Raw genomic sequence first — 21,922 nt, forward strand, 5'->3', positions numbered from 1 at the left:
TGGGTTTGGCGGATTTGTTTCGCTATCAAACATATTACGAATCTCTGTGATGTCAACCACGTGGGAACATCGAGATTCTTTATCCACTCAACGAAAGGTTCGCAACAGATCTAGCGATGGAACCCTCCAGCGGTTATGTTGTTGTGAACATCAAATAAGGCCGCAAGGCTCCCAAACGAAGGATTCAACCGTGACTGATCAGCTGGTGGCGGAACGCAACTGGGCAGGAAACTACAGCTACCAGGCACCGCAGCTCGCCCATCCCGCCAGCGTGGACGAGCTCCAAGGGCTCGTGGCAGGCGCCTCGAAGATCCGCGCGCTCGGGTCCCGCCATTCCTTCAACTCCATCGCGGACACGGCCGGCACACTCGTGGTGCTGGACCGCCTGGATCCGGGGATCAGCGTGGATGCGGCGAGCATGACCGTCACAGTGAGCGGTGGCACGCGTTACGGGACGCTCGCGGCGGAGCTCCAGCGCCAGGGCTTCGCCCTCCACAACCTCGCATCGCTCCCCCACATTTCGGTGGCAGGAGCTGTCGCCACCGCCACGCACGGCTCCGGGGACGCCAACGGCAACCTGGCCACCGCCGTCGCGGGCCTTGAATTGGTCACTGCGGACGGCAGTATTCTCAGCGCGCGCCGGGGCGACCCCGGCTTTGACGGAATGGTGGTGGGACTCGGCGCACTCGGCATCGTCACCAAACTGACCCTGGACATCCAGCCAAGCTTCGACGTCGCCCAGAGCGTCTTCGAAAAGCTTAACTGGGATCTCGTCCTGGAGAACTTCGACCGGATGACCTCCTCTGCGTATAGCGTCAGCCTCTTCACCGACTGGAGCGGAGAGACCGTGGGCCAGGCGTGGCTCAAGAGGCGCAGCGGCGATCCCGCGCCGGGAACGCCGGAATTCTTCGGCGGCACCCCGGCGACGGAAGCCCTGCACCCCCTTCCCGGGGTGTCAGGGAGTAACTGCACGCAACAGCTCGGCATTGCCGGGCCGTGGTCGGACCGACTGGCCCATTTCAGGATGGAATTCACTCCTAGCCAGGGCGACGAGCTGCAGAGCGAGTACCTAATCCCCCGTGAACACGCCGTGGACGCCCTCCGCACCATGCGCAGGCTCTCCGACGTCGTGACTCCGCTGTTGCTGATTGGCGAAATCCGCACGGTGGCTGCCGACCAGCTCTGGCTGAGTGCCAACTACGGCCGTGACGGCATCGGCTTGCACTTCACTTGGCGCCAGGACCAGCCGGCGGTCGAAGCCATCCTGCCGCTGCTTGAGGCGGAACTGGCTCCGTTCGCGGCGAGGCCGCACTGGGGCAAGCTGTTCGGCGCCGGTGCTGCCGCCGTCGCGCCCTTGTACCCGCGCTTCGGCGACTTCATCGCCTTGGCCGAGCGCCTGGATCCTTCCGGAAAGTTCCGCAACGACTTCCTGGACCGCACGGTGTTTGGGAGCTGATATTGTCGCGATGATGCCCTCCGCCACCCCGAATCCCCTCACCGTCAGCGAGCCCGATCCGTCGCGGCGGAACAACCTGGCGCTGCTGACCTCCCTTGTCCATCACAACGGTGGTCTCAGCCGCGCCCAGCTGACCAAGCGGACTGGCCTGAACCGGTCCACGGTAGGGACGCTGATAGGGCAACTCGTGAACTTGGACGTGGTCTACGAGACGGCGCCTTCAGGTGAAGCCCAGGTGGGCAGGCCCAGCCCGATCGTCCGTCCGCGCCCCTCCATCGCCGCCCTTGCGGTCAATCCCGAGATCGATGCCGTCACCATCGGCCTTGTCGGCCTTGGTGGAAAGGTCCAGAAGAAGATCCGTTTCGACACGGAGCGGATACCGACGGCCAAAGAGGCCGTGAACATCGCGGCCGCAGTGATCGCCGGAATGCGGTCCGAGCTGGACACTTCCTACCGGGTCATGGGCGTGGGCATCGCAGTGCCCGGGCTCGTCAACCGCGACGACGGCGTAGTCCGGCACGCCCCGCATCTGGGCTGGCGCGATGAACCAGTCGCCCGAATGCTCGGCGAGGCCACCGGCTACCCCTGCCACGCGGCCAACGACGCATCACTGGGCGCCGAAGGCGAGCTCCTGTTCGGCGCCGGCGCGGGACAGAAGAACCTGGTGTACCTCAACGGTGGAGCCAGCGGCATCGGCGGCGGGATCATCGCTGACGGGGAATTGCTTCGCGGAACATCCGGCTATGCCGGGGAACTTGGACACACGTTTGTCCGCTCGTCCGGCAAATCTTGCCACTGCGGGGCGACGGGCTGCCTTGAAACCGAAGTCTCCCAGTCACAGCTTTTCGAACTCGCCGGGCTGGGTGGCGGCGACGCGGGCCAACTCGAGCAAGCGCTGCGGGCGAACAACAGCGAAGCAGTGGGCGCCGAAGTGGCGCGCCAGCTCGAGTATCTTGGCATCGCGTTGCGCAATGCCGTGAACACTTTCAACCCGGAGGCGATCGTCCTGGACGGCTTCCTCGGCGTCTTGCACGCCCTGTCTCCCGGGACACTGGACAGCCTGCTCCGGTCCCAGGCGATGGCCGGACCGGCAGGACAGGTAAAGATCTACCGGGCCGCCCTCGGCTCGGATCTCATGATGATCGGAGCCGCTGAACTGGCCTTCACGCAGTTCCTCGCGGACCCCGCCGGCGCTTTCCCTATCCCTACTCTTAGTCAGGCCGACCATGCTGAATCAGGCGCCCTCGCTCAATCAGGAACCCTCCCTTAGCCGGGAACCGCGCCACCGTGCACCATCGCCCATGGGCGAACACTTCGAACTCACGGCCAGCATCGGCGGCCGCCACCAGCGCGTTGTGCTGACGGAAGTCGCCGCGAGCTTGCGGGAGCTCGAGGTCGACGGCGTCGCCCTCATCCAGGATTACCCTGCCGACGCCCAACCGCCGTGGTGCGCGGGCTGGGTCCTGGTCCCGTGGCCGAACCGGGTGGCCGGAGGCACGTGGCGCTACGACGGCGTCGCCCAGCAACTGGACATCACCGAACCGGCCAACGGCAATGCCTTGCACGGATTGCTGACCCGCACTCCCTACGGGGTGAGTGCCCACACCGCTGACAGCATCACGCTCGACGCCGGCGTCCCGCCACAGCCGGGATACCCCTTCGAGCTGTCGACGTCGGTTCGCTATCAGCTCGTGGAGGACGGGCTTCTTGTCACCCACCGCCTGGAAAATACCGGACCCCGGTCCGCGCCCATCGCCCTCGGTGCGCATCCCTTCCTCAAACTGGGCAGCGTGCCGACCGAAGAACTCACGCTCTACATCAACGCCGGTACCCACATCGAAGTGGACGAACGCCTGATTCCGACTGGAATCACCACGGACGTCGAGGGAACAGGGAACGATTTCCGCACCGGCCAACTGGTGGGCGCTGTTGACCTCGACGACGCTTGGGGCGATGTCCGGCGCGAGGACGACGGAAGCTCGCTGCACTACCTGGAGGCCCCCGATGGCAGCCAAGTGCAGCTGTTCATGGACGCCTCCTTCGGCTATGTCCAAGCCTTCACCACCAAGGAGTTCGCCGGCGCAGGCGGCATGGTGACCGCCGTCGCGATTGAACCGATGACGGCGCCTGCCAATGCCTTCAACAGCGGCGAAGGCCTGCGCTGGCTGGAACCCGGCGATGTATGGGCAGCCAGCTGGGGCATCCGCTACCTGACGACGCGCAAATAGCCATCCGACACCCGGAATGCCTGACGATACCCGAATACCCGGAGCGCCCGGCATTCAGGGTGTCGTCAGGCCTTCATTCAGATTCGACTCATCCGATTTCCGATACTGCTGGGCTGCCCTTGTCCGTGTGCTCCTGAGCATATCGAGGACCAGCTTCTCCCCTCTTGAGGCGTTTCCGCAGCACCAACGCCCACCAGATCACCGCGACTGCCACGAAACCGGCGAAAACGTAGGCATTGCCGGCGAACGCGGGAAGGAAGATGAGTGCGACTTCCACCAGCAGGAAGACGATGAGGCTGACGATCAGAAGGGGTACCCTTGCCCGGCCGAGATCGAAGGTGCCTGGTTCGGCAACCGGGATCCGGCCGCGAGCTGCAGCATTGAGAAGACCGATGGTTTGCAGCACGTAGGTGGTAAAGAACGCCAAGGTTGCGATGCCAAGGAAGTAGTTGAACGCCTGCTGACTGATCAAAGCTGACAGCAAAAGGAGCACGGACACGACACCGAGCGAGATAACCGCCGTCGAGGGCGTCTTTCGCTTTGGCGAGACGTGTCGAAGAGCGTGTGAGAACGGCATCATGTTGTCACGGGACAGTGAGTACAGCAGTCGGGTTCCCACGAGCACGTTCGACAGCAGGCAGACGAGGATGTTCGTCAGGGCAATGGCAACCACAATGCGGGCGAATACTGGCCCGAGCTGCTGGGAGATGATCTCTTCGATCGGAGCGGGGGAATCCGCCAGCGTGGCAGGGTTCTTGATCGCGAGCACGTACACGAGGTACATGAAGAACTCAATTACGCATGACACCGTGAAGGAATAGAACATTGTGCGCGGAATTACTCGTCGCGCACCCTTGGTCTCTTCAGCAACGTCGGCTACTGCTTCAACGCCAACCAAGCCAAAGAACGGACCGAGCGATGCGGACAGCCACGCGACGATGTACGGCGTCGACTCGTCGGGGCTGCGCCCCACGAAGAGTGATGAGATCGGTTGTGCGTTGTCGGGCACCACCATGATCAATATGGCGATGATCAGTGTGACGCCCACCGTCACGATGAGTTCCAGTCCGACGCCAATGTTGTTGATAAGGGTTGCTAGACGAACGCGATAGGCATTGATGAGGACGCACACCAAGACGACGCCGACGGCGATGAAGATCTGCTCGGGTTGGGTCAGCTGCCAGTCGAACACGCTCCCGAAATACCCGGCAAAAATGTACCCGAGGCTGGTCATCCCGCTGATCCAGCCAATGAGGGCGCTGACTCCGGTAAACCAGCCGAAGGTTGAGCCGTTCAGGCGGCTCGTCCACTGATAGGCGTAGCCGGCGAGCGGAATCTTCGCGGCCACGTCCGCAGCGATCAACGTCCAGAGCAGGAAGACCGGGATGGCTAGGAAAAGGGTCCAGATGAACGGTGACCCGGCATTGAGGTACCCAGCGGAAAACCCAGTGAAAACCGCCGTGGTGGCGCTGATGGTTGAGAAGCCGATGGCGAACGAGGCGACCCGGCCGACAGAACGGTCAAGCTTTTGTTTGTAGCCGAACTCCTCAAGGCGCGCGTCTTCGTCCTCGCCAACAACGCGCGGCGGTGGCGCAAGTGATGGATCCCTCTTTGTTTCCGATTCGGCCATGGTGTTTCTCCTCGCTTCATTTCTTGGGTCCGGAAGCCCGGTATTGCATTCAGTGAACCCAGGAGGGACGGCCGTGCGGAAGGTGAATGTTTCTATCTAGTGATAGGCGGGGCTGATCAGTCAGGCAGACTTTTGGAGGGAAGCTCGGCTGAGCATGTGCCGCACTAACGGGCGCATGGACGTTGAAAGACGCTCCGGGCGCCAGGCGACCGCAGTAAGGCTGGCTGGTCTGTCAATGATCGGCACGAAGTGAATACCCGGCCGGTCGTACAAGCGAACCATCGAGGACGTCGTGAAACTCAGTCCGACTCCGCGGGCCACCATCGTCGCTTCCGCTTCATATGTTGCCGCCTCGGCCGCAACAATTGGGGGCTTGCCTTGCCGCGCGTCCGCAGCGAGCCAGTAGTCACGCCAGCCCCCAGCAGATTGTGGTGCAACGATGATCGGTTCATCCAGGAGCTCTTCGATGCGGAGCTCGGACCTGTCCGCCAGACGGTGAGAGCGCGGAAGGCACGCGACCCACGATTCTTCGGCGACGACCGCCATCTCGAGGCCTGGCACGTCGACCGGGGGTCGCAGTAGTGCGATGTCCGTGGCTCCGGACGCGAGCCCGGCGCTTGGATCGGAGAAGTCGTACTCGACAGTTTCGATAGTGATGTCCGGGAACGCCCGATCTGCCCCGTCGAGGAGCTGGAACAGTAGATCTGCGCCGGTGCCGATCAGATAGCCGATACGAACATGCCCGTGATCCACGAGCTTCGCAATGGCCTCGCGCGCCAAGTCAACTTCTGCCAGGGCCTTCCGGACATAAGGCAACCACTCCCGCCCGACCGTCGTGAGGGCAACCGAACGAGTATCACGATCAAACAGGCGATCACCGATGATCCGCTCGAGCTGCTGAATTGCCCCGGACAGGGCCGGCTGCGTGATGAACAGTTTCTCGGCGGCACGCCGGTAGTTCAGCGCAGTGCCCAGAACCTCGAAATACCGCAGCAACCGCAAGCTCACGTCAGGTAAGGACCGCATATAGCCAACTCCATTGATAAGCAGTGGTTATCTCCTCATTGTAACTTCAACCTTCCGCTCGCTGGAACGCGGCGACAGACTGAATCACGACTCTTCCAGATGCGTGAAAGTAGGAAACCCCAATGGCCAGTCAGAGCCGATCGATCACCCTAGAAACTCCCGCACGGCAGGAGTTCTTCGATGTGACATCCCAGCTAGAGGACTTTGTTCGGGACAGTGGGGTGTCCGATGGGATCGCGGTCGCTTACTCACCCCACACGAGTTGCTGCATCTTACTACAAGAGGAATCCGAAGACACCACGTACTACGGTACCCAGCTGCTCCTCCAGGACACTCTGAACGTGTTCGCCAAGATCGCCCCGCCGACCCGGCATGAGGGGCAGTACCTCCACCCAGGTCCGATCCACATCCGCAACGCGGGCGAGCTGCGCAACGAACTGCCGGAGTGGGGGCTCAACACCGACGGGCACATCATCTCCTCAATCCTCGGCCGTTCCGAGGTCATCCCGGTCGTCGAGGGAGCGCTTATGCTCGGACAGTTTGGGCGCGTGTACTTCGGGGACCTCGACTCGGTTCGGGCACGCACCCGTACCGTGTACTTCCAGATTCTGGGAAACTGACGGTGCTTGTCTATGCAGTAGACGTCGGCACCACCAATGTGAAGGTAGTGCTCTACGACGAGCAGCTGCGCCGGCTTTCGATCGCTTCAGCGGCAGCCGTCTACGCTCACGAGGGTAATCGCGTCGAGTTCGATCCCAAACAGCTGTTCGACACCGTGCTCGATCTGATCGGCCAGTGTGCGGCGAACTGCGATTATGTCGCCCGACACGAGGCCGTCATTGCCATCACCGGACAAGCGGAGTCGCTTGTGCTTAACGATCGACGGGGCAAGCCGGTGCGTCCGGGCATGTCCTGGCTTGACGATCGTGCCACGGCCGAAGCAGCCGAACTCGCCGAACAGTTCGGTATTGATCACGCGTTCGCAGCCACCGGCCAACCCTACCCATCCGCGACCTGGCCGGCGGCAAAGCTGCGCTGGCTAGGGCGACATGAACCGGGGACGCTTGTCTCTGCTCGATCAGTGCTCATGATCAAGGATGATCTGATCAGGCGTTTCACCGGGACCGCCGTCGGAGAGTTAACCACTCGTGGATTCACCTACTTCTGGGACGTGCCGAACGGGGCGTACTGGAACGAGATGCTTGATTTCTGCTCCGTTTCGGGCGGCGCGCTCCCGGAGGTGGTGGCTGCCGGGACAGATGTGGGCCAGGTTTCCGAGGACGTCGCGGCCCGGCTACCGGGAGCGAGCGGGTACCGGGTCAACGCTGGGGCGCTCGATCACTTCTGTGCCATGGTGGGCACGGATTCCTATGCCGACGGGATCGTCAGCGAGTCCGCGGGGACAGTCCTTTCCCTCTCCATGCTGGACCACAAGTGGACGTTCGACCCTCGCCGGAGAGTTTCGTTCCACTCGGGCCTCCGCCCTGGTGACACGGTCTTATTCAACGGCGTCGACGGCGGCGGCGCAGCCTTGGAATGGTTCCGACGCCAAGGCCTTGCCGGCATGTCCTACGACGAACTCGAGCAGCGACTCAGGTCCCGGGAATACCGCGAACCGCCGATCTTCCTGCCCTATCTCACAGGTGTCAATCCACCCGATTACTTCCCGGACGCCAAGGGCGCGTTCCTGAATCTCGATCTCGGCCATGACCAGATCGACATGGCCTTCGCCGTGGAGGAAGGAATCGCGCACCTGCTCCGGCGGAACGTCGAGTACCTTTCGCCTGAACCTGCCCACGAGATCGTCTCGACAGGCGGCGGCGCCGCTTCCGCGTTCTGGAGTCAGCTCAAGGCAGACGTCTGCGGAGTGAACGTGCTCGTCCCGGACGAACACGAGGCAACGTGCCGCGGCGCGGCAGTGTTGGCCCTGGTCGCGGAAGGAAAACTCGACCGGCTCGAGGACGCGAACCAACTGCACGCTCCGGCCGCGGTCAGGTACCACCATTCGCGAACGGAACAACGGGAGGCGCGCTACAGGCTCTTCGAAGACAGTCTCCGCCGCCTCTACCGAAGCTGATGGCAGCACTCACGATGAAACACAGGACACCCGATGAAAACGGAGGACACACGATGATGTTGTGCTGTTCGTCCCCCATGGTGCCGGGGACAACACTGACCGAGAAAGCTGAGCTGCTCAAGCAGTGGGGTTACGAGGGCATGGCTGTCTATCAGCCGTTCGAGACCTGGGATGACAAAACGCGACGCGAGCTGGCGTCGCTTCACGCCCGCACCGGGGTTCGGCCGGTCGAATTCGTCCTGACGGACGATGTCTACGGCAACGCCATGTCCCCCGATGCGGCGCTCAGGGAACAGTGCCGGGCAATGTACCGGGAAGCCGCGACCGTCTGCGCCGAGATCGGGGCTGTCACCGAGATCGAATTCGAATATGGACCGCAGGACCCATTGCCGCTCTTCGAACCTTTCCAGCAGCTGAACACCCGGCAGCACGAAGAGTTCCTTGATTTCTACCGCGAAATGCTGGACATCGTGGCTGAATCGGAGGCGCATGTCCTGCTTGAGCCGATCAACCGGTATGAGAGCCGATACCTGAACCGGGTGTCGGACAACATCAAGATCATCGATGACCTAGGGCACCCAAACGCCGGTCTGCTGCCTGACCTGTTTCACATGTCGATCGAGGAAGCCGATCCGGCCCAGTCGCTTCGTGACGCCGGGGACAGGATCGTCCATGTGCATCTCGGGGACAGCAATCGTCTGCTGCCGGGCCACGGCCACCTCAACTGGCTAGAGATATTCGCGGCGCTACGCGACGTGGGCTATGACGGATACCTCAACCTCGAATGCTCCATTGAGGGTGACGCATCTAAAACACTGCCTTCGACCGCAAGGTACCTCCGGAAACTTGTCGACGAGTGAAAGAACTCACCGCTCCGTTCTTCGAGATCGGGCCAAAGAACTTCCTCCGCCGCGCCGAGCTGGAGGCGTTGGCACACGCCGCTGGGCGCGCGGGCAGCGAGTTCGACGTCGCAGTGGTACTTACAGTGCCGGTCGCGATGGTCGCCCCGATCGCCGTTCTTCGCACCGGCGTCCTGGTCTTCGCCCAAGGCATGGACGCTGATTTGCCGGGCGATTCCGTAGGACGTGTGACTGCCGAGGCGCTCGTCGATGCGGGCGCGGCCGGGGTAATGCTCAACCACGACAGCAACCCGCTCGACAACAACAGCTTGGCCCTCACAGTTCGTAGGGCCAAGTCCGTTGAACTACAGACGATCGTGTGCGCAGGAACAGAAACTGACGCCACCCGGTACACCGCCTTGGGGCCAACCGCGGTCCTCTTCGAGCCACCGGAGCTCATCGGAACCAGCGCAGACTCCGTGCGGGCGTGGATTCCTGGAGCCACTGCAGCCATGCGGGAAGTACACCCAGGTGTGCTCGCGATGCATGCGGGCGGGGTGGCTTCGCCTTCGATTGCACGCGCCATCATGGCCGCCGGAGCAGACGGAACAGGCTCGACCAGCGGCGTCCTTACTGCGGACGACCCCTTAGCCGCCGCAAGGTTGTTCATCGCCGCCGCCCGCGCCGGGTGGGACCACGCCAGAACCGGCGCCGCGGCGCCCGCCAACCACTAACACCTCAATAAGGAGAAACACAATGAACACCAACCTCAACGGCAAGACCGCTGTCATAACCGGAGGAGCACGCGGCATCGGCCTGGCGGTCGCTCGGTCGCTCGCAGCGGAAGGCGCCAACATTGCCCTGCTCGACCTGCTGGACAATGTTGAAGAAACCGCCCAAGAGATCGCGGATAAGTACCATGTACAAACTTTCGGCCAGCAACTTGACGTCACCGACCAGGACGCAACGGCCGCTGCCTTCGACGCCGTCAGTGAGCGACTTGGCGTCCCGCGAGTACTCCTGACCGCCGCGGGAATCGAGATCAATTGCGATTCCGTGGACGTTTCTGCCCGGGAATGGCGCAAGGTCATCGACGTGAATTTGACCGGGACATTCTTCGCAGCCCAGTCATTCGGTCGCGGATTGCTCTCGGCCGGCCTGCCCGGAAGCGCCATACTTATCTCGTCAATGTCCGGCTCTATCGTGAACGTGCCTCAATGGGCGGCTTCATACAACGCGTCAAAGGCAGCGGTCGCTCACCTGGGTAAATCTTTGGCTGTCGAGTGGGCGGCGGCAGGCGTCCGTGTCAACTCCATTGCCCCGGGCTACGTTCTCACTGATCTGACTCGGCAGATCATCGATCGCGAACCGGCCCTCGAAGCCGACTGGATCTCCCGTATTCCTCAGGGCCGCATGGCCACACCCGAGGACCTTACCGGGCTCGTGAGCTTCCTTGCTTCGGACGCTTCCAGCTACCTGACTGGCCAGGAGATCATCATCGATGGCGGATACACCGCGATCTAGGCATAGTGCCCGCACCCGTAGCAAACGGGGCTGATGGGGCCGGAACCCCGCAAACATGGGGTTCCGGCGCCTCGGCCTTCCGCGAATCCCTACCTCCCCGTCGGCCATCCCGTGTACGACTCCGCCAAGTACGCCCGGGCATGCCGGGAGGAGACCACGGAGTGGAGCTCCCCGAGCTGGCGGGCCCGGCTGAAATCGTCCGAACCGGGGACGGTGTGCAGCATGGACGTCATCCAGTAGGAGAAGTGCTGGGCCTTCCAGACGCGTTCCAGGGCGCGGTCGCTGTAGGACTCGAGCAGGGAATCGGAACCGTTCGAATAGAAGGATTCAAGTCCTTCGAAGAGCACCTTGACATCATGGAGGGCCAGATTGAGGCCCTTGGCACCGGTCGGCGGGACGGTGTGGGCGGCATCCCCGGCAAGGAACAAGTTCCCGTAGCGCATCGGCGTGTGGACGAAGCTGCGGAACGGCAGGACCATCTTCTCGAGGACCGGCCCCTCCTTGAGCTCAAAGCCGTTTCCGTTGACGCGATTGCGGAATTCGGACCAGATGCGCTCGTCGTCCCAGTCGGCCACGTTTTCCTTGGGGTCGCACTGGAAGTACATGCGCTGCACATTCTCCGTGCGTTGGCTGATCAGGGCGAAGCCGTTCCCGGAATTGGCGTAGATCAGTTCATCCGAGCTCCGCGGAGCCTGGGCGAGGATGCCGAACCAGGCGAAGGGGTATTCGTGGAAGTACCACTTGCGGTTGGCCTCGGGGATCTGGAAGCGGCAGTGGCTGCGGGAACCGTCGGCGCCCACCAGGAAGTCCGCCTGGATCTCGAATTCCTGGCCCGCAGCATCGGTGAACCAGACTTTCGGCTTGCCTTCGAGGTCGTGGATGGTGGTGTCCGTGACGCTGTACCGGACGTCGCCGCCGTCGTCCTTGCGCCGTGCGGCGAGGTCGAGGAAGACGTCCGTCTGCGGGTAGAGCCACACTGATTCCCCCACTAGCTCTTTGAAGTCGATCCGATGGCTTTCGCCGTTGAAGCGCAGTTCGATCCCGTCATGCCGGTCGCCGTCACGCAGCACGCGGTCCGAAACGCCGCTTTCCACGAGCAAGTTCACGGAGCCGTGTTCCAGGATGCCCGCACGGACAGTTTCGGCGATCTGCTGATGGCTGCGGACTTCGACGACGGTGGATTCGATCCCCGACTCCGCCAGCAGGTGGGAAAGCATGAGGCCGGCCGGGCCGGCGCCCATGATGGCCACTTGGGTGGTGATGGTCTTACGTGCCATGGTCTGCCTCGCTTCATTGCGGAACCGCGCCTGAGCGGCTGCGGAGGTTCTGCTGACCAGTGTGGCCGCCACCGCGTGATCGGCGTTAGATGAATTCCGTTCAACGGAAATTCTTACGCGTTTCGCTGCTCCCCGAGCTGGCGAGCGATTCCGCGGGCCGCCGTCTGCAGGGCGGGAACCAACGCCTGCAGGCGCATTTCAGCGAGGGGAACCACGACGCCGAGAGCAGCTACCGTACGCCGCTTGCCGTCCGTGACCGGAACCGCGATTCCCCATGTATCCGGATCCACCACGCCGGCGAGCTGCGCGTACCCTTGCTGGACGGTTTCGGCCAAAAGGCGGCGGACCACGTCGGCCGTCACGTTTCCCGCGGGGTCGCTGAACTGTTTGAGGTACTCGGCCTGCAGTTCCCGTGGTTGGCTAGCCATCAACGCCAACCCGGCCGAGGAGATGTGGACCGGCATGCGGCCGGCAACGCGGGCGCGGTTGGCCACGGATCCGCGGCGGGACAGCCGCTCCACGAACAAGGCCTCCCAACCGTCGAGTACGGCTAGGTTCACGTTCTGGTTCAGGACCTGCTGGATGTCCTCCATGAACGGCAGCGCCGCTTGCCGGAGGGCCAGGGTGGGTGAATTCCGGTTGACGAGTTCCCACAACCGCAGGCCCATGCGGACATTTCCACCGACCCCGAGGTCGAGGAGTCCGTGTTCGGCGAGCTGCCGGACCAGGCGATGGGTGCTCGTGAGCGGCAAGCCGGCGGTCTCCGCGAGTTCGGAAAGCCGCAGGGAAGTAGAGCCTTCGGGGAAAGCTTCGATGATCCGGACGATTCGGTCCACGACGGAATCGCCGGATGCCGAGTTGGCCACGGAGCGCTTCCCGCCTTCCTGTGGATTCCATTGAATGGGCCGCTCTAGCTTACACGTGTTCGGCCGGAGTGGCGTGCCCGCTTTCCGAAAGGGTCTTCTCAAGGGGATCCGCCTTGAGGTCCTGGGTTTTTCGCCGCGATATTTCCATGCCAATCGCGTCGTAGTGAGCAAGCAGCTCCGGGCCGGCATACGTGGGCTGGTCCAGCAGTCCAAAAGCGAAATCGCTGGCGGCGAGAAGTTCGTCATCGGAGTACTTGTCCAGCGGCTGGAATCCGTCGGCATCGATCGAGGCTGCGAACTCGCCGGTGATCTCGACGAATTTCGACCCCGCCGCGGCCTCGACGGGAAGGGTGGCAGGCCGATCCATGAATTCCAGCGAAACTCCGGAGCCTTTGGCTAGTCCTACTTCCGTGCCGCCGCCGTCGATCGAGTTGAGGTCGTTACGGAGTCCGGCCAAGGCCTGCGATTCCACAAGCGCCGCGCGGGAAAACCCGACCCTGATGTGGGAAGTGATGCCCATTCGCCGGATCCGGCGGACGATGTGAACGAGGGCGGGGCGGGAATCCTCGTTGAGGCTCCCGCGCACGTCTATCTCAACGGCATCCGTAGAGACATCGAATTTTACGAGAGCGTGCAATCTGCGGTCCATAGGTACTCCAAAAAAGGGTGTCTATGGCCGACGGCTCAACCTCAAAAAGCGTAGCCCCTGGGAGGCTCGTTGTACACCCGTGCGCTGACCCGTCAGAGGGCCGCACTCATCCGGCCCGGCTGCGGCCCGGCTCCTGGACCGGCTCTTCAAAGTGGGTCAGGGTGCCCGCCGCGTCGACGGAATCCACCACGGACTTGGCGATATCGCGCAATTTCACGTTGCGGTTGCTCGAGGCTTCCGTCAGGATCCGGACCGCGTCCTCCTGGCTGCAGCGGCTCTGTGCCATGACAACTCCCACGGCTATATCGATAATCGTGCGGGATTCCATTGCCGCGCGGAGATTGTTGGCGCTGTCCTTATGAACAGCGAACCGGACGGCAAGACGCAAGGCCTGCGATACCTCACGGGTGTAACCCCGGGCCCGGTCCGCGGCCCTTTCGTTGAACTTGTGTGGGGCATCGGAATACAGATTGAGGGCCGCCTTGGCCTCGCCCTCAAGGTTGAAAGGCAAGGAGAGCACTGATCTCAGGCCGTACGATGCAACGGCAGTAGCGTAGTCGGGGCCCCAGCGGTTCTCCTCCAGGAGATCCGGAACGTAGACTTCCCGCTCCTCCTTGGCAGCCGTCAGGCATGGTCCTTGGGCCAGGGAATACTGGATCTCGTCCACTTCGCGCGCCACATCGCTGCTCCACCCAATCGTGAGTGCCTTCCGCTCGCGCAGCAGCGTGATCCCACAGAGTGCATCATCGCCGTCGCCCGCCATTTGGTGGGCAGAAAACCGGGCCAATTCGTTGAGGAATTCCTCAAAATCGGCACTTTCCAGGATCAGGTTCTGGATTTGGTCATTGGTGGTCGGGGCGGAATCTTCAGGGAGCATGGCGCGTTCTCCAGGTGAATATGCTGACGGGGGCATATGGAAATAATAAGTCCCTTCCCTCCACCGTCCCATACTGCGCCCCAATAGGATACGCCTAGCCGAAGGCGGGACTTGTCAGGCAGCGGCAACGCCGAAGAAACCTGCCTCGGCGCAGCGTCAGCGCCGCGCGCGCTCTGCCCGCAGCCGGGACCATGCGGCGGGCGCCAGTACCACCGCCACGCCGACGGCGGCCCCGATCACCGTCTCGACGATGCGGTCCCGCAACAGGAGCCCGGGCGGGACGTTGGCAACCAGCAGGGTGGAAATGAGCGCGAGCGGCGTGACGAAGATCTGTGCCACAAGATATTGGCGCACAATGAAGAGCTCAGCCCCGAACTGGCATGCGGCAATTACCAACACCATCTGCCATGGCGCCGGGCCCAGCCAGAGGATTCCGGCCAACACCAGCAAACCGAGCAGCGTCCCCACGATCCTCTGGATTCCCCGTTGCACCCGATGCCGGGTACTGCGCCCCACCAAGGGAACCACTGCCGCCACCATGGCCCAGTAGCCGTGTCCGAACCCGAGCCAGTGCCCAGCCAAGGTGGCAAGCGTTCCGGCCAGCCCGGCGGCCGCGAAGTAGCCCAGGCCTTCCAGCCACGCAGCCCGGACTTCCTGCGGCAACAACCGGTCCGCCGGCGGTCGCTTCCAGGGCGTACGGTGGCCCGGGACCATCCGTGCCGACATTCCGATCAGCAACGCCAACACAACGGTCAAGACGGCGGCCAGCATCCCTTCCCAGAGCGGCGGCTGCTGAGGCACGGAGGCGATCGCGGCGAAAGCGAAAATGTGGAAGAGGGAACCAGCCGGGCGAAGCCGCCATAGAGCAGTAACCACGGAGCAAAACGCAGCAACCAAGGTGGTGCCAACCGTGAGGATCCACACGTACACGTCCGAGCCCTGTCCAAACCTGGCCGTCAGGGCGGCGAGCAGGATGATGCCCAGCAGCAGCGAACCGGCCCGGAGTTGGCTTCGAAAACGGTGGCTGTGGGGCTCGTTGCGGCCATAGATGTTGGTGAACGCAGCAAAGCTGGCGAAAACCACAAGGTCCAGCCGTCCGAACAGCACGAGGGTGATCAGTGGCAGGAAGACGCCCACCGCACAGCGGACAGCCGGGTGATGGTCCTTGTTGCCGGGACCGATCCTGAACATCTCTGCCAGGGCGTTCAATGGATTGCCTGCCTCCGCTTGCTTCTCTTGAGCGCTGTACTGCTCAACTAATACTGCCCGACGGCGGCACTGGCATCCGCTACGAGCTTACGTCGGGCGGTTCCAGGCAGCCCGATCAGCTTCCGTTGAATGGCAAACCGCCAGCCCGGAGAACCTCAGCTGAGGTTCGCAACGCCGGGGTAGAGCGGGTGCGCGGCGGCGAGGGCCTCCACGCGGTGACGCAGGCCGGAGAGGTCGGCGTCGGCGTCAGCGGTCAGTGCCTCGGCGATGATGTCCGCAACCTCGCGGAACGCCGCCTCACCGAAACCGCGCGTGGCCAGTGCCGGGGTGCCGATCCGCAGGCCGGAGGTCACCATGGGCGGGCGCGGGTCGAACGGGACCGCGTTGCGGTTGACGGTGATGTCGATCCCCGCGAGCCGGTCTTCGGCCTGCTGGCCGTCGAGTTCGCAGTTGCGCAGGTCCACGAGCACCAGGTGCACGTCCGTGCCGCCGGAAATCACGGAGATCCCCTTGGCGGTGACGTCGGGCTGGACCAGGCGCTCGGCCAGGATCCGGGCACCGGCCAGCACGCGCTGTTGGCGTTCCTTGAACTCTTCCGAGCCGGCGATCTTGAAGGCCACGGCCTTGCCGGCGATCACGTGCTCCAACGGGCCGCCCTGCTGGCCCGGGAAGACCGCGGAATTGATCTTCTTGGCGATGTCGGCGTCGTTGGTCAGGATGATGCCCCCGCGCGGACCGGCGAGGGTCTTGTGCGTCGTCGAGGTCGTCACGTGCGCGTGCGGGACCGGGGACGGGTGCAGCCCGGCGGCCACCAGGCCCGCGAAGTGCGCCATGTCCACCATGAGGTACGCGCCCACCAAGTCCGCGATCCGGCGGAACCCGGCGAAGTCCAGCTGGCGCGCATACGCGGACCAGCCGGCCACGATCAGGGCCGGCTTGTGCTCGAGCGCCAGGCGCTCCACCTCGGCCATGTCGATCCGGTGGTCCTCTTCGCGGACCTGGTACGGGATCACGTTGTACAGGCGGCCGGAGAAGTTGATCCGCATGCCGTGCGTCAGATGCCCGCCGTGGGCCAGGTTCAGGCCCATGATGGTGTCGCCCGGCTTGATCAGGGCGTGCATCACCGAAGCGTTCGCCTGGGCACCGGAGTGCGGCTGCACGTTCGCGTACCCGGCACCGAAGAGGGCCTTCACCCGGTCGATCGCGAGCTGCTCGATGACGTCCACGTGCTCGCAGCCACCGTAGTAGCGCTTGCCCGGATAGCCCTCGGCATACTTGTTCGTCAGCACCGAACCCTGCGCCTGCATCACGGCCACGGCGGTGTGGTTCTCCGAGGCGATCATTTCCAGGCCCGACCGCTGACGGTTCAACTCGTCGTCGATCTTCGCCGCGATCTCCGGATCCAGCCCGGACAACACCGTGTCCAGGCTCGGCGACACAACCTGCTCGAACGCTGTGGTTCCGGTGCCCGCGGCCCCGGTTGCGGCGCTCACAGCTCGCCGCCGTTCTTGGAAGCGTATTCCTCAGCGGAAAGCAGCGGACCGTCGGACTCGGCGGCGACCTTGAAGAGCCACCCCGCACCGTACGGATCGTTGTTGATCAGCGCAGGATCCTCCACGACGGCGGAGTTCACTTCCGTGACCTCGCCCGTCACCGGGGAGTACAGGTCCGACACGGACTTCGTGGACTCCACCTCGCCGCAGGTCTGCCCCGCGGTCACAGCGGAACCGACCTCGGGCAAGTCAACGTACACGATGTCGCCCAGGGCGTCAGCGGCAACCGCGGAGATCCCAATCCCCACAGGCCCAGCCCCATCAGCGGCAACCCACTCGTGCTCAGCCGAATACTTCAACTCGGCAGCTACTTTGCTCATCTCATTTCCTTCTCTCTTCTGGTTCACAAAACTTGTTGTTCGGTTGGGGATTTCCAGGTGGGCTACTTGGCGCGCTTGTAGAAGGGCAGTGCGACGACTTCGAAGGCCTCCGGCTTTCCGCGCAGGTCGACGTCCAGGACCGTGCCGGGTTCGGCGTGTTCGACGTCGACGTACGCCAAAGCGACGGGGTAGCCGAGGGTGGGGCTGGGCTGGCCGGAGGTGACTTCGCCGATGAGCGTCCCGTTCTTGAGCACCGAATAGTGGGCGCGGGCGGCTCGGCGGCCGAGGCCCTTGAGGCCCACGAGTTTTTGGCCGATGGACATTCCGACGCCGGCAGCCTTGATCGCCGTCAGCGCCTCCTTGCCTACGAAGTCGCTTTCCTTGGCGAGCGAGACCACGGGGCCCAGGCCGGCAGCGTAGGCATTGACGTAGCGGGAGAGTTCGTTGCCGTAGAGGGGCATGCCCGCCTCCAGGCGGAGGGAGTCGCGGGAGGCCAGGCCGGCGGGGATGAGCCCGTGTCCGGCGCCGAGTTCCAGTAGCGCGTCCCAGAGTCCGGCAGCGTCTTCGTTGGGGATGTAGACTTCGAAGCCGTCCTCGCCCGTGTACCCGGTGCGGGCCACCAGCAGGTCCTGACCGTTAATTTCCGCCTCGACCGCGGCGTAATACTTCAGCTCCTTGACCAGCGGGTGCTGCTCGGCCGGAACCAGGGCCAGCAGGATGGCTTCTGCCTTCGGTCCTTGGACGGCGATCAGGGACGTCTCGGCGGAGACATCCTTCACCGTGACATCGAATCCGGCGGCCCGTTCGGCCAAGGCGGCGACCACGACCTTGGCGTTGCCCGCGTTCGGGACCACGAGGAACGTGGCGTCGCCGCGGCGGTAGGTGATGAGGTCGTCGATGATGCCGCCGTCTTCCTGGCAGATCAGCGAGTACTTGGCCTTGCCAACCGACATGGCGGAGATTTTGCCGACCAGGGCGTAGTCCAGGAAGGCCGCGGCTTCCGGGCCGGTGACCCAGACTTCGCCCATGTGGGAAAGGTCGAACAGGCCCGCGGACCGGCGGACGGCGTGGTGCTCGGCCAGTTCGGAGGAGTACTTCAGGGGCATCTGCCAGCCACCGAAATCGGTGAAGGAAGCGCCGAGTTTCTTGTGCTGCTCATAGAGAGCCGTGTAGTTCTCAGTCATTGCGTCAGTCCTTAGCTTTCGAAGGGTTCTGTGGATTCCTCGAACTCTTCGAGGGGTGGGCAGGAGCAGACCAGGTTGCGGTCGCCTGCGGCACCGTCGATGCGGCCCACGGGCGGGAAGTACTTGTCCTGCTTGAGGTGGTGGACCGGGAAGACGGCCTGCTCGCGGGAGTACTCACGGTTCCAGTCCGAGGAGACGACGGCGGCCGCGGTGTGCGGTGCGTGGCGCAGCGGGCTGTTCTCCACCGTGAAGTCCCCGTGGGCGACCTGGTCGATTTCCTTGCGGATGGTGATCATGGCTTCGATGAACCGGTCGATCTCGCCAAGGTCCTCGGACTCGGTGGGCTCCACCATCAGAGTCCCCGCGACCGGAAACGCCAGGGTGGGGGCATGGAAACCGTAATCGATCAGGCGCTTGGCCACATCCTCCGCGGTGACGCCGGTCTTGGCGGTCAGTTCGCGCAGGTCCAGGATGCACTCATGGGCCACGAGCCCGCCTTCGCCGGTGTAGAGCACCGGGAAGTACTCGTTCAGGCGCGAGGCGATGTAGTTCGCGGCCAGCAGCGCGGACTTCGTGGCCTCGGTCAGGCCTTCGCCGCCCATGAGCTTCACGTACGCCCAGGAAATCGGCAACACACCCGCGGAGCCGTAGCGGGAGGCGGAAATCGCAACGCCATGTCCGTCTTCGTGTGCTGCCGTGTTAGCGTCGCCTGGCATAAACGGTGCCAGGTGCGCCTTGGCCGCGACCGGGCCCACGCCCGGTCCGCCGCCGCCGTGCGGAATGCAGAAGGTTTTGTGGAGGTTCAGGTGGGACACGTCGCCGCCGAACTTGCCCGGCTGGGCCAGGCCGACCAGGGCGTTCAGGTTGGCGCCATCAACGTACACCTGGCCACCGGCTGCATGCACGGAGTCGCAGATTTCGCGCACGTCCGCGTCGTACACGCCGTGCGTGGACGGGTAGGTGATCATGATGGCCGAAAGCACGTCCTTGTTGGCCTCGATCTTGGCCTGCAGGTCCGTGTGGTCGATGGTGCCGTCGGCCGCGGTGGCCACCACCACCACCTTCATGCCGGCCAACACGGCCGAGGCGGCGTTGGTGCCGTGGGCCGAAGCCGGGATGAGGCAGACGTTGCGCTGGGCCTCACCGCGGGAGTGGTGGTAGCCGCGGATCGCCAGCAGGCCCGCGAGTTCGCCCTGGGAACCGGCGTTGGGCTGGATGGAAACCTGGTCATAGCCCGTGATCTCGCTCAGCTGGGATTCCAGGTCCGTGATCAGCTCACGCCAGCCCTCGGTCTGGGAATCCGGGGCGAAGGGGTGGATCGAGGCGAATTCCGGCCAGGAGATCGCTTCCATCTCGGCGGTCGCGTTCAGCTTCATCGTGCACGATCCCAGCGGGATCATGGTGCGGTCCAGCGCCAGGTCCCGGTCCGAGAGCCTGCGGATGTAGCGCAGCAGCTGGGTCTCGGAACGGTGCGTGTTGAACACCGGGTGCTGCAGGTAGTCCGACGTTCGCTCGACGGCGGCCTCCAGGGCGAAGCCCTCCGTGTCGTACGTGAGGCCAGCCCCGTAAGCAGCCACGATGGAAAATGCGTCCATGACTGCGGCGATGGTCTTTTCTGTGGTCTTTTCGTCTGCTGAGACGCCGACAAGATCGCCCGTGATAAGCTGGAGATTTATGCGCTTTGCGGCAGCTGCTGCAATGACTTGTTTAGCTTTCCCGGGGACCCGGACGGTGACGGTGTCGAAGAAGCTGCCGTGCAGGACCTCAAGGCCCGCGGCCTTCAAGGACGCAGCCAGGGTCCGGGCGTGGTTGTGCGCGGTCTCGGCGATCGCCTTCAGGCCATCAGGGCCGTGGTAGACGGCGTACATCGAGGACACGATCGCCAACAGGGCCTGCGCGGTGCAGATATTGGACGTCGCCTTCTCGCGGCGAATGTGCTGCTCGCGGGTCTGCAGCGCCAGGCGGTAGGCGGGAGTGCCGGCGTCGTCCTTGGAAACGCCCACCAAACGGCCCGGCATCGACCGCTCCAGGCCCTTCTGCACCGCCATGTACGCCGCGTGCGGGCCGCCGAAGAACAGCGGCACCCCGAAACGCTGGGTGGAGCCGACGGCGATGTCGGCACCCTGCTCCCCCGGAGGCGTGATCAGGGTCAGGGCGAGGAGGTCAGCGGCAACGGTGACGAGGGCGCCGCGTTCCTTCGCGGCGGCGATCACGCCCGAGTGGTCGAACACCCGGCCGGAAACGCCAGGCTGCTGCAGCACGATGCCGTTGATCTCGCCGTCGGGCAGGCCCCGGGACAGGTCCGCGATCTCCACCTCGAAGCCCAGCGCCTCGGCACGGCCCTTCACGATCGCGATGGTCTGCGGGAGGCAGTCGGCGTCCAGGACGGTCTTGCCGTCATGGGCGGACTTGTTCTTGTTGGCCCGGCGCATCATCAGGACGGCTTCGGCGACGGCGGTGGCTTCGTCCAGCAGGGAGGCGTTGGCGATGGGCAGGCCCACGAGGTCCTGGACCATGGTCTGGAAGTTCAGCAGTGCCTCGAGCCGGCCCTGGGAGATTTCCGGCTGGTACGGGGTGTAGGCGGTGTACCAGGCCGGGGATTCGAGGATGTTGCGGCGGATCACCGGCGGAGTCACCGTGTCGTAGTAGCCCTGGCCGATCATCTGCACGGCCGTCTTGTTCTTGGCCGCCAGCCTGCGCAGCTCAGCCAGGACCTCGACCTCGCTGAGGGCGTCGGTGCCGTGCTTGGACAGCCTCAGTGCGACGTCCTGGCGGATGTCATTGGGAACCGCGGTGTCCACGAGCGAATCGACACTGTCGTAACCGACAGACTTGAGCATGATGTCAATGTCGGCCTGGCGGCGGGCGCCGATATGACGGTCCACGAAAGCGGTGGGGGTTGATTGAATAGTCAAAAGGAACTCCAAGGTAGGGCCGGCCACAGTGACACGGCTTCGGTTTGGGTTCCTCCCCGCTCTGTATCGGACCTGAGAGATTCCGCAGAACGCATTGTCGCGTTGTGTTCCGCTTGCACCGTCGGTGAGCCGGGCCGAAGCCTGGCTGCTTTCCAGAGTTGCCTCGCCGCGGCGGTACGGGGGCCTGAGAGATTCCTGGGGAGGATTTGCTCCTACGGCGCCTGCCCGGTTGATGACTGGGAGGACTCTCCCGCCACGGTTCGAAAGGCATATTCAGATTTGGGTGATTCGG

General features: G+C 63.8%; 19 protein-coding genes and 1 riboswitch. Of the genes, 8 read left to right on the top strand and 11 right to left on the bottom strand.

The features are described from left to right. The first annotated feature begins 190 nt into the window (after window positions 1–190). From AB0O52_RS09805 to AB0O52_RS09815, 3 genes are read left to right on the top strand one after another with little or no spacing between them, the layout of a single operon-like run. Window positions 191–1,456, top strand: a complete 1,266-nt coding sequence (locus AB0O52_RS09805; RefSeq protein ID WP_364536821.1) for an FAD-binding protein — start codon at window positions 191–193, stop codon at window positions 1,454–1,456. Window positions 1,457–1,466: 10 nt separating this feature from the next. Next, window positions 1,467–2,726 carry an ROK family transcriptional regulator gene (locus tag AB0O52_RS09810; RefSeq protein WP_364536824.1) on the top strand — a complete coding sequence of 420 codons (1,260 nt, stop codon included), beginning with the start codon at window positions 1,467–1,469 and terminating at the stop codon, window positions 2,724–2,726. A gap of 31 nt (window positions 2,727–2,757) precedes the next feature. Then, on the top strand, window positions 2,758–3,684 hold the full coding sequence (locus AB0O52_RS09815; protein ID WP_364536827.1) for an aldose 1-epimerase family protein: 927 nt from the start codon (window positions 2,758–2,760) through the stop codon (window positions 3,682–3,684). Between the two features lie 88 nt (window positions 3,685–3,772). Here the strand turns inward: AB0O52_RS09815 and AB0O52_RS09820 are convergent, their stop codons facing one another. After that, on the bottom strand, window positions 3,773–5,314 hold the full coding sequence (locus tag AB0O52_RS09820) for an amino acid permease (protein ID WP_364536830.1): 1,542 nt from the start codon (window positions 5,312–5,314) through the stop codon (window positions 3,773–3,775). Window positions 5,315–5,434: 120 nt separating this feature from the next. Next, window positions 5,435–6,340: a LysR family transcriptional regulator gene (locus AB0O52_RS09825; protein ID WP_364536833.1), complete on the bottom strand. Its 906-nt coding sequence runs from the start codon at window positions 6,338–6,340 to the stop codon at window positions 5,435–5,437. A 122-nt stretch (window positions 6,341–6,462) separates the two neighbouring features. Here AB0O52_RS09825 and AB0O52_RS09830 point away from each other — a divergent pair, with 122 nt between their 5' ends. The 5 genes from AB0O52_RS09830 to AB0O52_RS09850 are packed head-to-tail and all read left to right on the top strand — an operon-like array spanning window position 6,463 to window position 10,780. Then, window positions 6,463–6,960: a secondary thiamine-phosphate synthase enzyme YjbQ gene (locus AB0O52_RS09830; RefSeq protein ID WP_364536836.1), complete on the top strand. Its 498-nt coding sequence runs from the start codon at window positions 6,463–6,465 to the stop codon at window positions 6,958–6,960. A 2-nt stretch (window positions 6,961–6,962) separates the two neighbouring features. Then, window positions 6,963–8,417, top strand: a complete 1,455-nt coding sequence (locus tag AB0O52_RS09835) for an FGGY family carbohydrate kinase (protein ID WP_364536839.1) — start codon at window positions 6,963–6,965, stop codon at window positions 8,415–8,417. Then, complete coding sequence (locus AB0O52_RS09840; protein WP_364536842.1) at window positions 8,417–9,277, top strand: sugar phosphate isomerase/epimerase; 861 nt, start codon at window positions 8,417–8,419, stop codon at window positions 9,275–9,277. The genes AB0O52_RS09835 and AB0O52_RS09840 overlap by 1 nt, the downstream gene beginning before the upstream one ends. Next, on the top strand, window positions 9,274–9,990 hold the full coding sequence (locus AB0O52_RS09845; protein WP_364536845.1) for a triose-phosphate isomerase: 717 nt from the start codon (window positions 9,274–9,276) through the stop codon (window positions 9,988–9,990). Before AB0O52_RS09840 ends, AB0O52_RS09845 begins: the two co-directional genes overlap by 4 nt. A gap of 22 nt (window positions 9,991–10,012) precedes the next feature. Further along, window positions 10,013–10,780 carry an SDR family oxidoreductase gene (locus tag AB0O52_RS09850; protein ID WP_364536848.1) on the top strand — a complete coding sequence of 256 codons (768 nt, stop codon included), beginning with the start codon at window positions 10,013–10,015 and terminating at the stop codon, window positions 10,778–10,780. An 89-nt stretch (window positions 10,781–10,869) separates the two neighbouring features. Here AB0O52_RS09850 and AB0O52_RS09855 read toward each other — a convergent pair whose 3' ends face one another. The 9 genes from AB0O52_RS09855 to gcvP form a co-directional block, all read right to left on the bottom strand. After that, the gene (locus AB0O52_RS09855; protein WP_364536851.1) at window positions 10,870–12,057 is read right to left on the bottom strand and encodes a 4-hydroxybenzoate 3-monooxygenase; all 1,188 of its coding nucleotides are present in this window, start codon (window positions 12,055–12,057) and stop codon (window positions 10,870–10,872) included. A gap of 113 nt (window positions 12,058–12,170) precedes the next feature. Then, window positions 12,171–12,923, bottom strand: a complete 753-nt coding sequence (locus AB0O52_RS09860) for an IclR family transcriptional regulator (protein ID WP_364536854.1) — start codon at window positions 12,921–12,923, stop codon at window positions 12,171–12,173. A 49-nt stretch (window positions 12,924–12,972) separates the two neighbouring features. After that, a complete protein-coding gene (locus tag AB0O52_RS09865; RefSeq protein ID WP_364536857.1) occupies window positions 12,973–13,560 on the bottom strand; it encodes a hypothetical protein in 588 nt (195 codons plus the stop codon). 118 nt (window positions 13,561–13,678) lie between these two features. Then, a complete protein-coding gene (locus AB0O52_RS09870; protein WP_364536974.1) occupies window positions 13,679–14,449 on the bottom strand; it encodes a GAF and ANTAR domain-containing protein in 771 nt (256 codons plus the stop codon). 156 nt (window positions 14,450–14,605) lie between these two features. Then, window positions 14,606–15,658 (bottom strand): FUSC family protein, encoded by a 1,053-nt coding sequence (locus AB0O52_RS09875; protein ID WP_364536860.1) that lies wholly within the window; start codon window positions 15,656–15,658, stop codon window positions 14,606–14,608. A 155-nt stretch (window positions 15,659–15,813) separates the two neighbouring features. Further along, the gene (gene glyA / locus AB0O52_RS09880; protein WP_364536863.1) at window positions 15,814–17,151 is read right to left on the bottom strand and encodes a serine hydroxymethyltransferase; all 1,338 of its coding nucleotides are present in this window, start codon (window positions 17,149–17,151) and stop codon (window positions 15,814–15,816) included. Next, window positions 17,148–17,531: a glycine cleavage system protein GcvH gene (gene gcvH, locus AB0O52_RS09885; protein ID WP_364536866.1), complete on the bottom strand. Its 384-nt coding sequence runs from the start codon at window positions 17,529–17,531 to the stop codon at window positions 17,148–17,150. Before gcvH ends, glyA begins: the two co-directional genes overlap by 4 nt. A gap of 62 nt (window positions 17,532–17,593) precedes the next feature. Further along, the gene (gene gcvT, locus AB0O52_RS09890) at window positions 17,594–18,715 is read right to left on the bottom strand and encodes a glycine cleavage system aminomethyltransferase GcvT (RefSeq protein WP_364536869.1); all 1,122 of its coding nucleotides are present in this window, start codon (window positions 18,713–18,715) and stop codon (window positions 17,594–17,596) included. Window positions 18,716–18,726: 11 nt separating this feature from the next. Next, a complete protein-coding gene (gcvP, locus tag AB0O52_RS09895; protein WP_364536872.1) occupies window positions 18,727–21,630 on the bottom strand; it encodes an aminomethyl-transferring glycine dehydrogenase in 2,904 nt (967 codons plus the stop codon). Between the two features lie 162 nt (window positions 21,631–21,792). Continuing rightward, window positions 21,793–21,893, bottom strand: a riboswitch (glycine riboswitch). Window positions 21,894–21,922 lie beyond the last annotated feature (29 nt).

It is taken from the genome of Arthrobacter sp. NPDC080073, from assembly GCF_040686575.1.
Taxonomy (GTDB): Bacteria; Actinomycetota; Actinomycetes; order Actinomycetales; family Micrococcaceae; genus Arthrobacter.

What these genes read in the sequence shown, in the direction of transcription:
- AB0O52_RS09850 (WP_364536848.1), top strand. Translation starts at nt 10,013, where the DNA reads ATGAACACCAACCTCAACGGCAAGACCGCTGTCATAACCGGAGGAGCA.
- AB0O52_RS09815 (WP_364536827.1), top strand. Translation starts at nt 2,758, where the DNA reads ATGGGCGAACACTTCGAACTCACGGCCAGCATCGGCGGCCGCCACCAG.
- gcvH (WP_364536866.1), bottom strand. Translation starts at nt 17,531, where the DNA reads ATGAGCAAAGTAGCTGCCGAGTTGAAGTATTCGGCTGAGCACGAGTGG.
- gcvT (WP_364536869.1), bottom strand. Translation starts at nt 18,715, where the DNA reads ATGACTGAGAACTACACGGCTCTCTATGAGCAGCACAAGAAACTCGGC.
- AB0O52_RS09810 (WP_364536824.1), top strand. Translation starts at nt 1,467, where the DNA reads ATGATGCCCTCCGCCACCCCGAATCCCCTCACCGTCAGCGAGCCCGAT.
- AB0O52_RS09855 (WP_364536851.1), bottom strand. Translation starts at nt 12,057, where the DNA reads ATGGCACGTAAGACCATCACCACCCAAGTGGCCATCATGGGCGCCGGC.
- AB0O52_RS09820 (WP_364536830.1), bottom strand. Translation starts at nt 5,314, where the DNA reads ATGGCCGAATCGGAAACAAAGAGGGATCCATCACTTGCGCCACCGCCG.
- AB0O52_RS09870 (WP_364536974.1), bottom strand. Translation starts at nt 14,449, where the DNA reads ATGCTCCCTGAAGATTCCGCCCCGACCACCAATGACCAAATCCAGAAC.
- AB0O52_RS09825 (WP_364536833.1), bottom strand. Translation starts at nt 6,340, where the DNA reads ATGCGGTCCTTACCTGACGTGAGCTTGCGGTTGCTGCGGTATTTCGAG.
- AB0O52_RS09830 (WP_364536836.1), top strand. Translation starts at nt 6,463, where the DNA reads ATGGCCAGTCAGAGCCGATCGATCACCCTAGAAACTCCCGCACGGCAG.
- AB0O52_RS09840 (WP_364536842.1), top strand. Translation starts at nt 8,417, where the DNA reads ATGGCAGCACTCACGATGAAACACAGGACACCCGATGAAAACGGAGGA.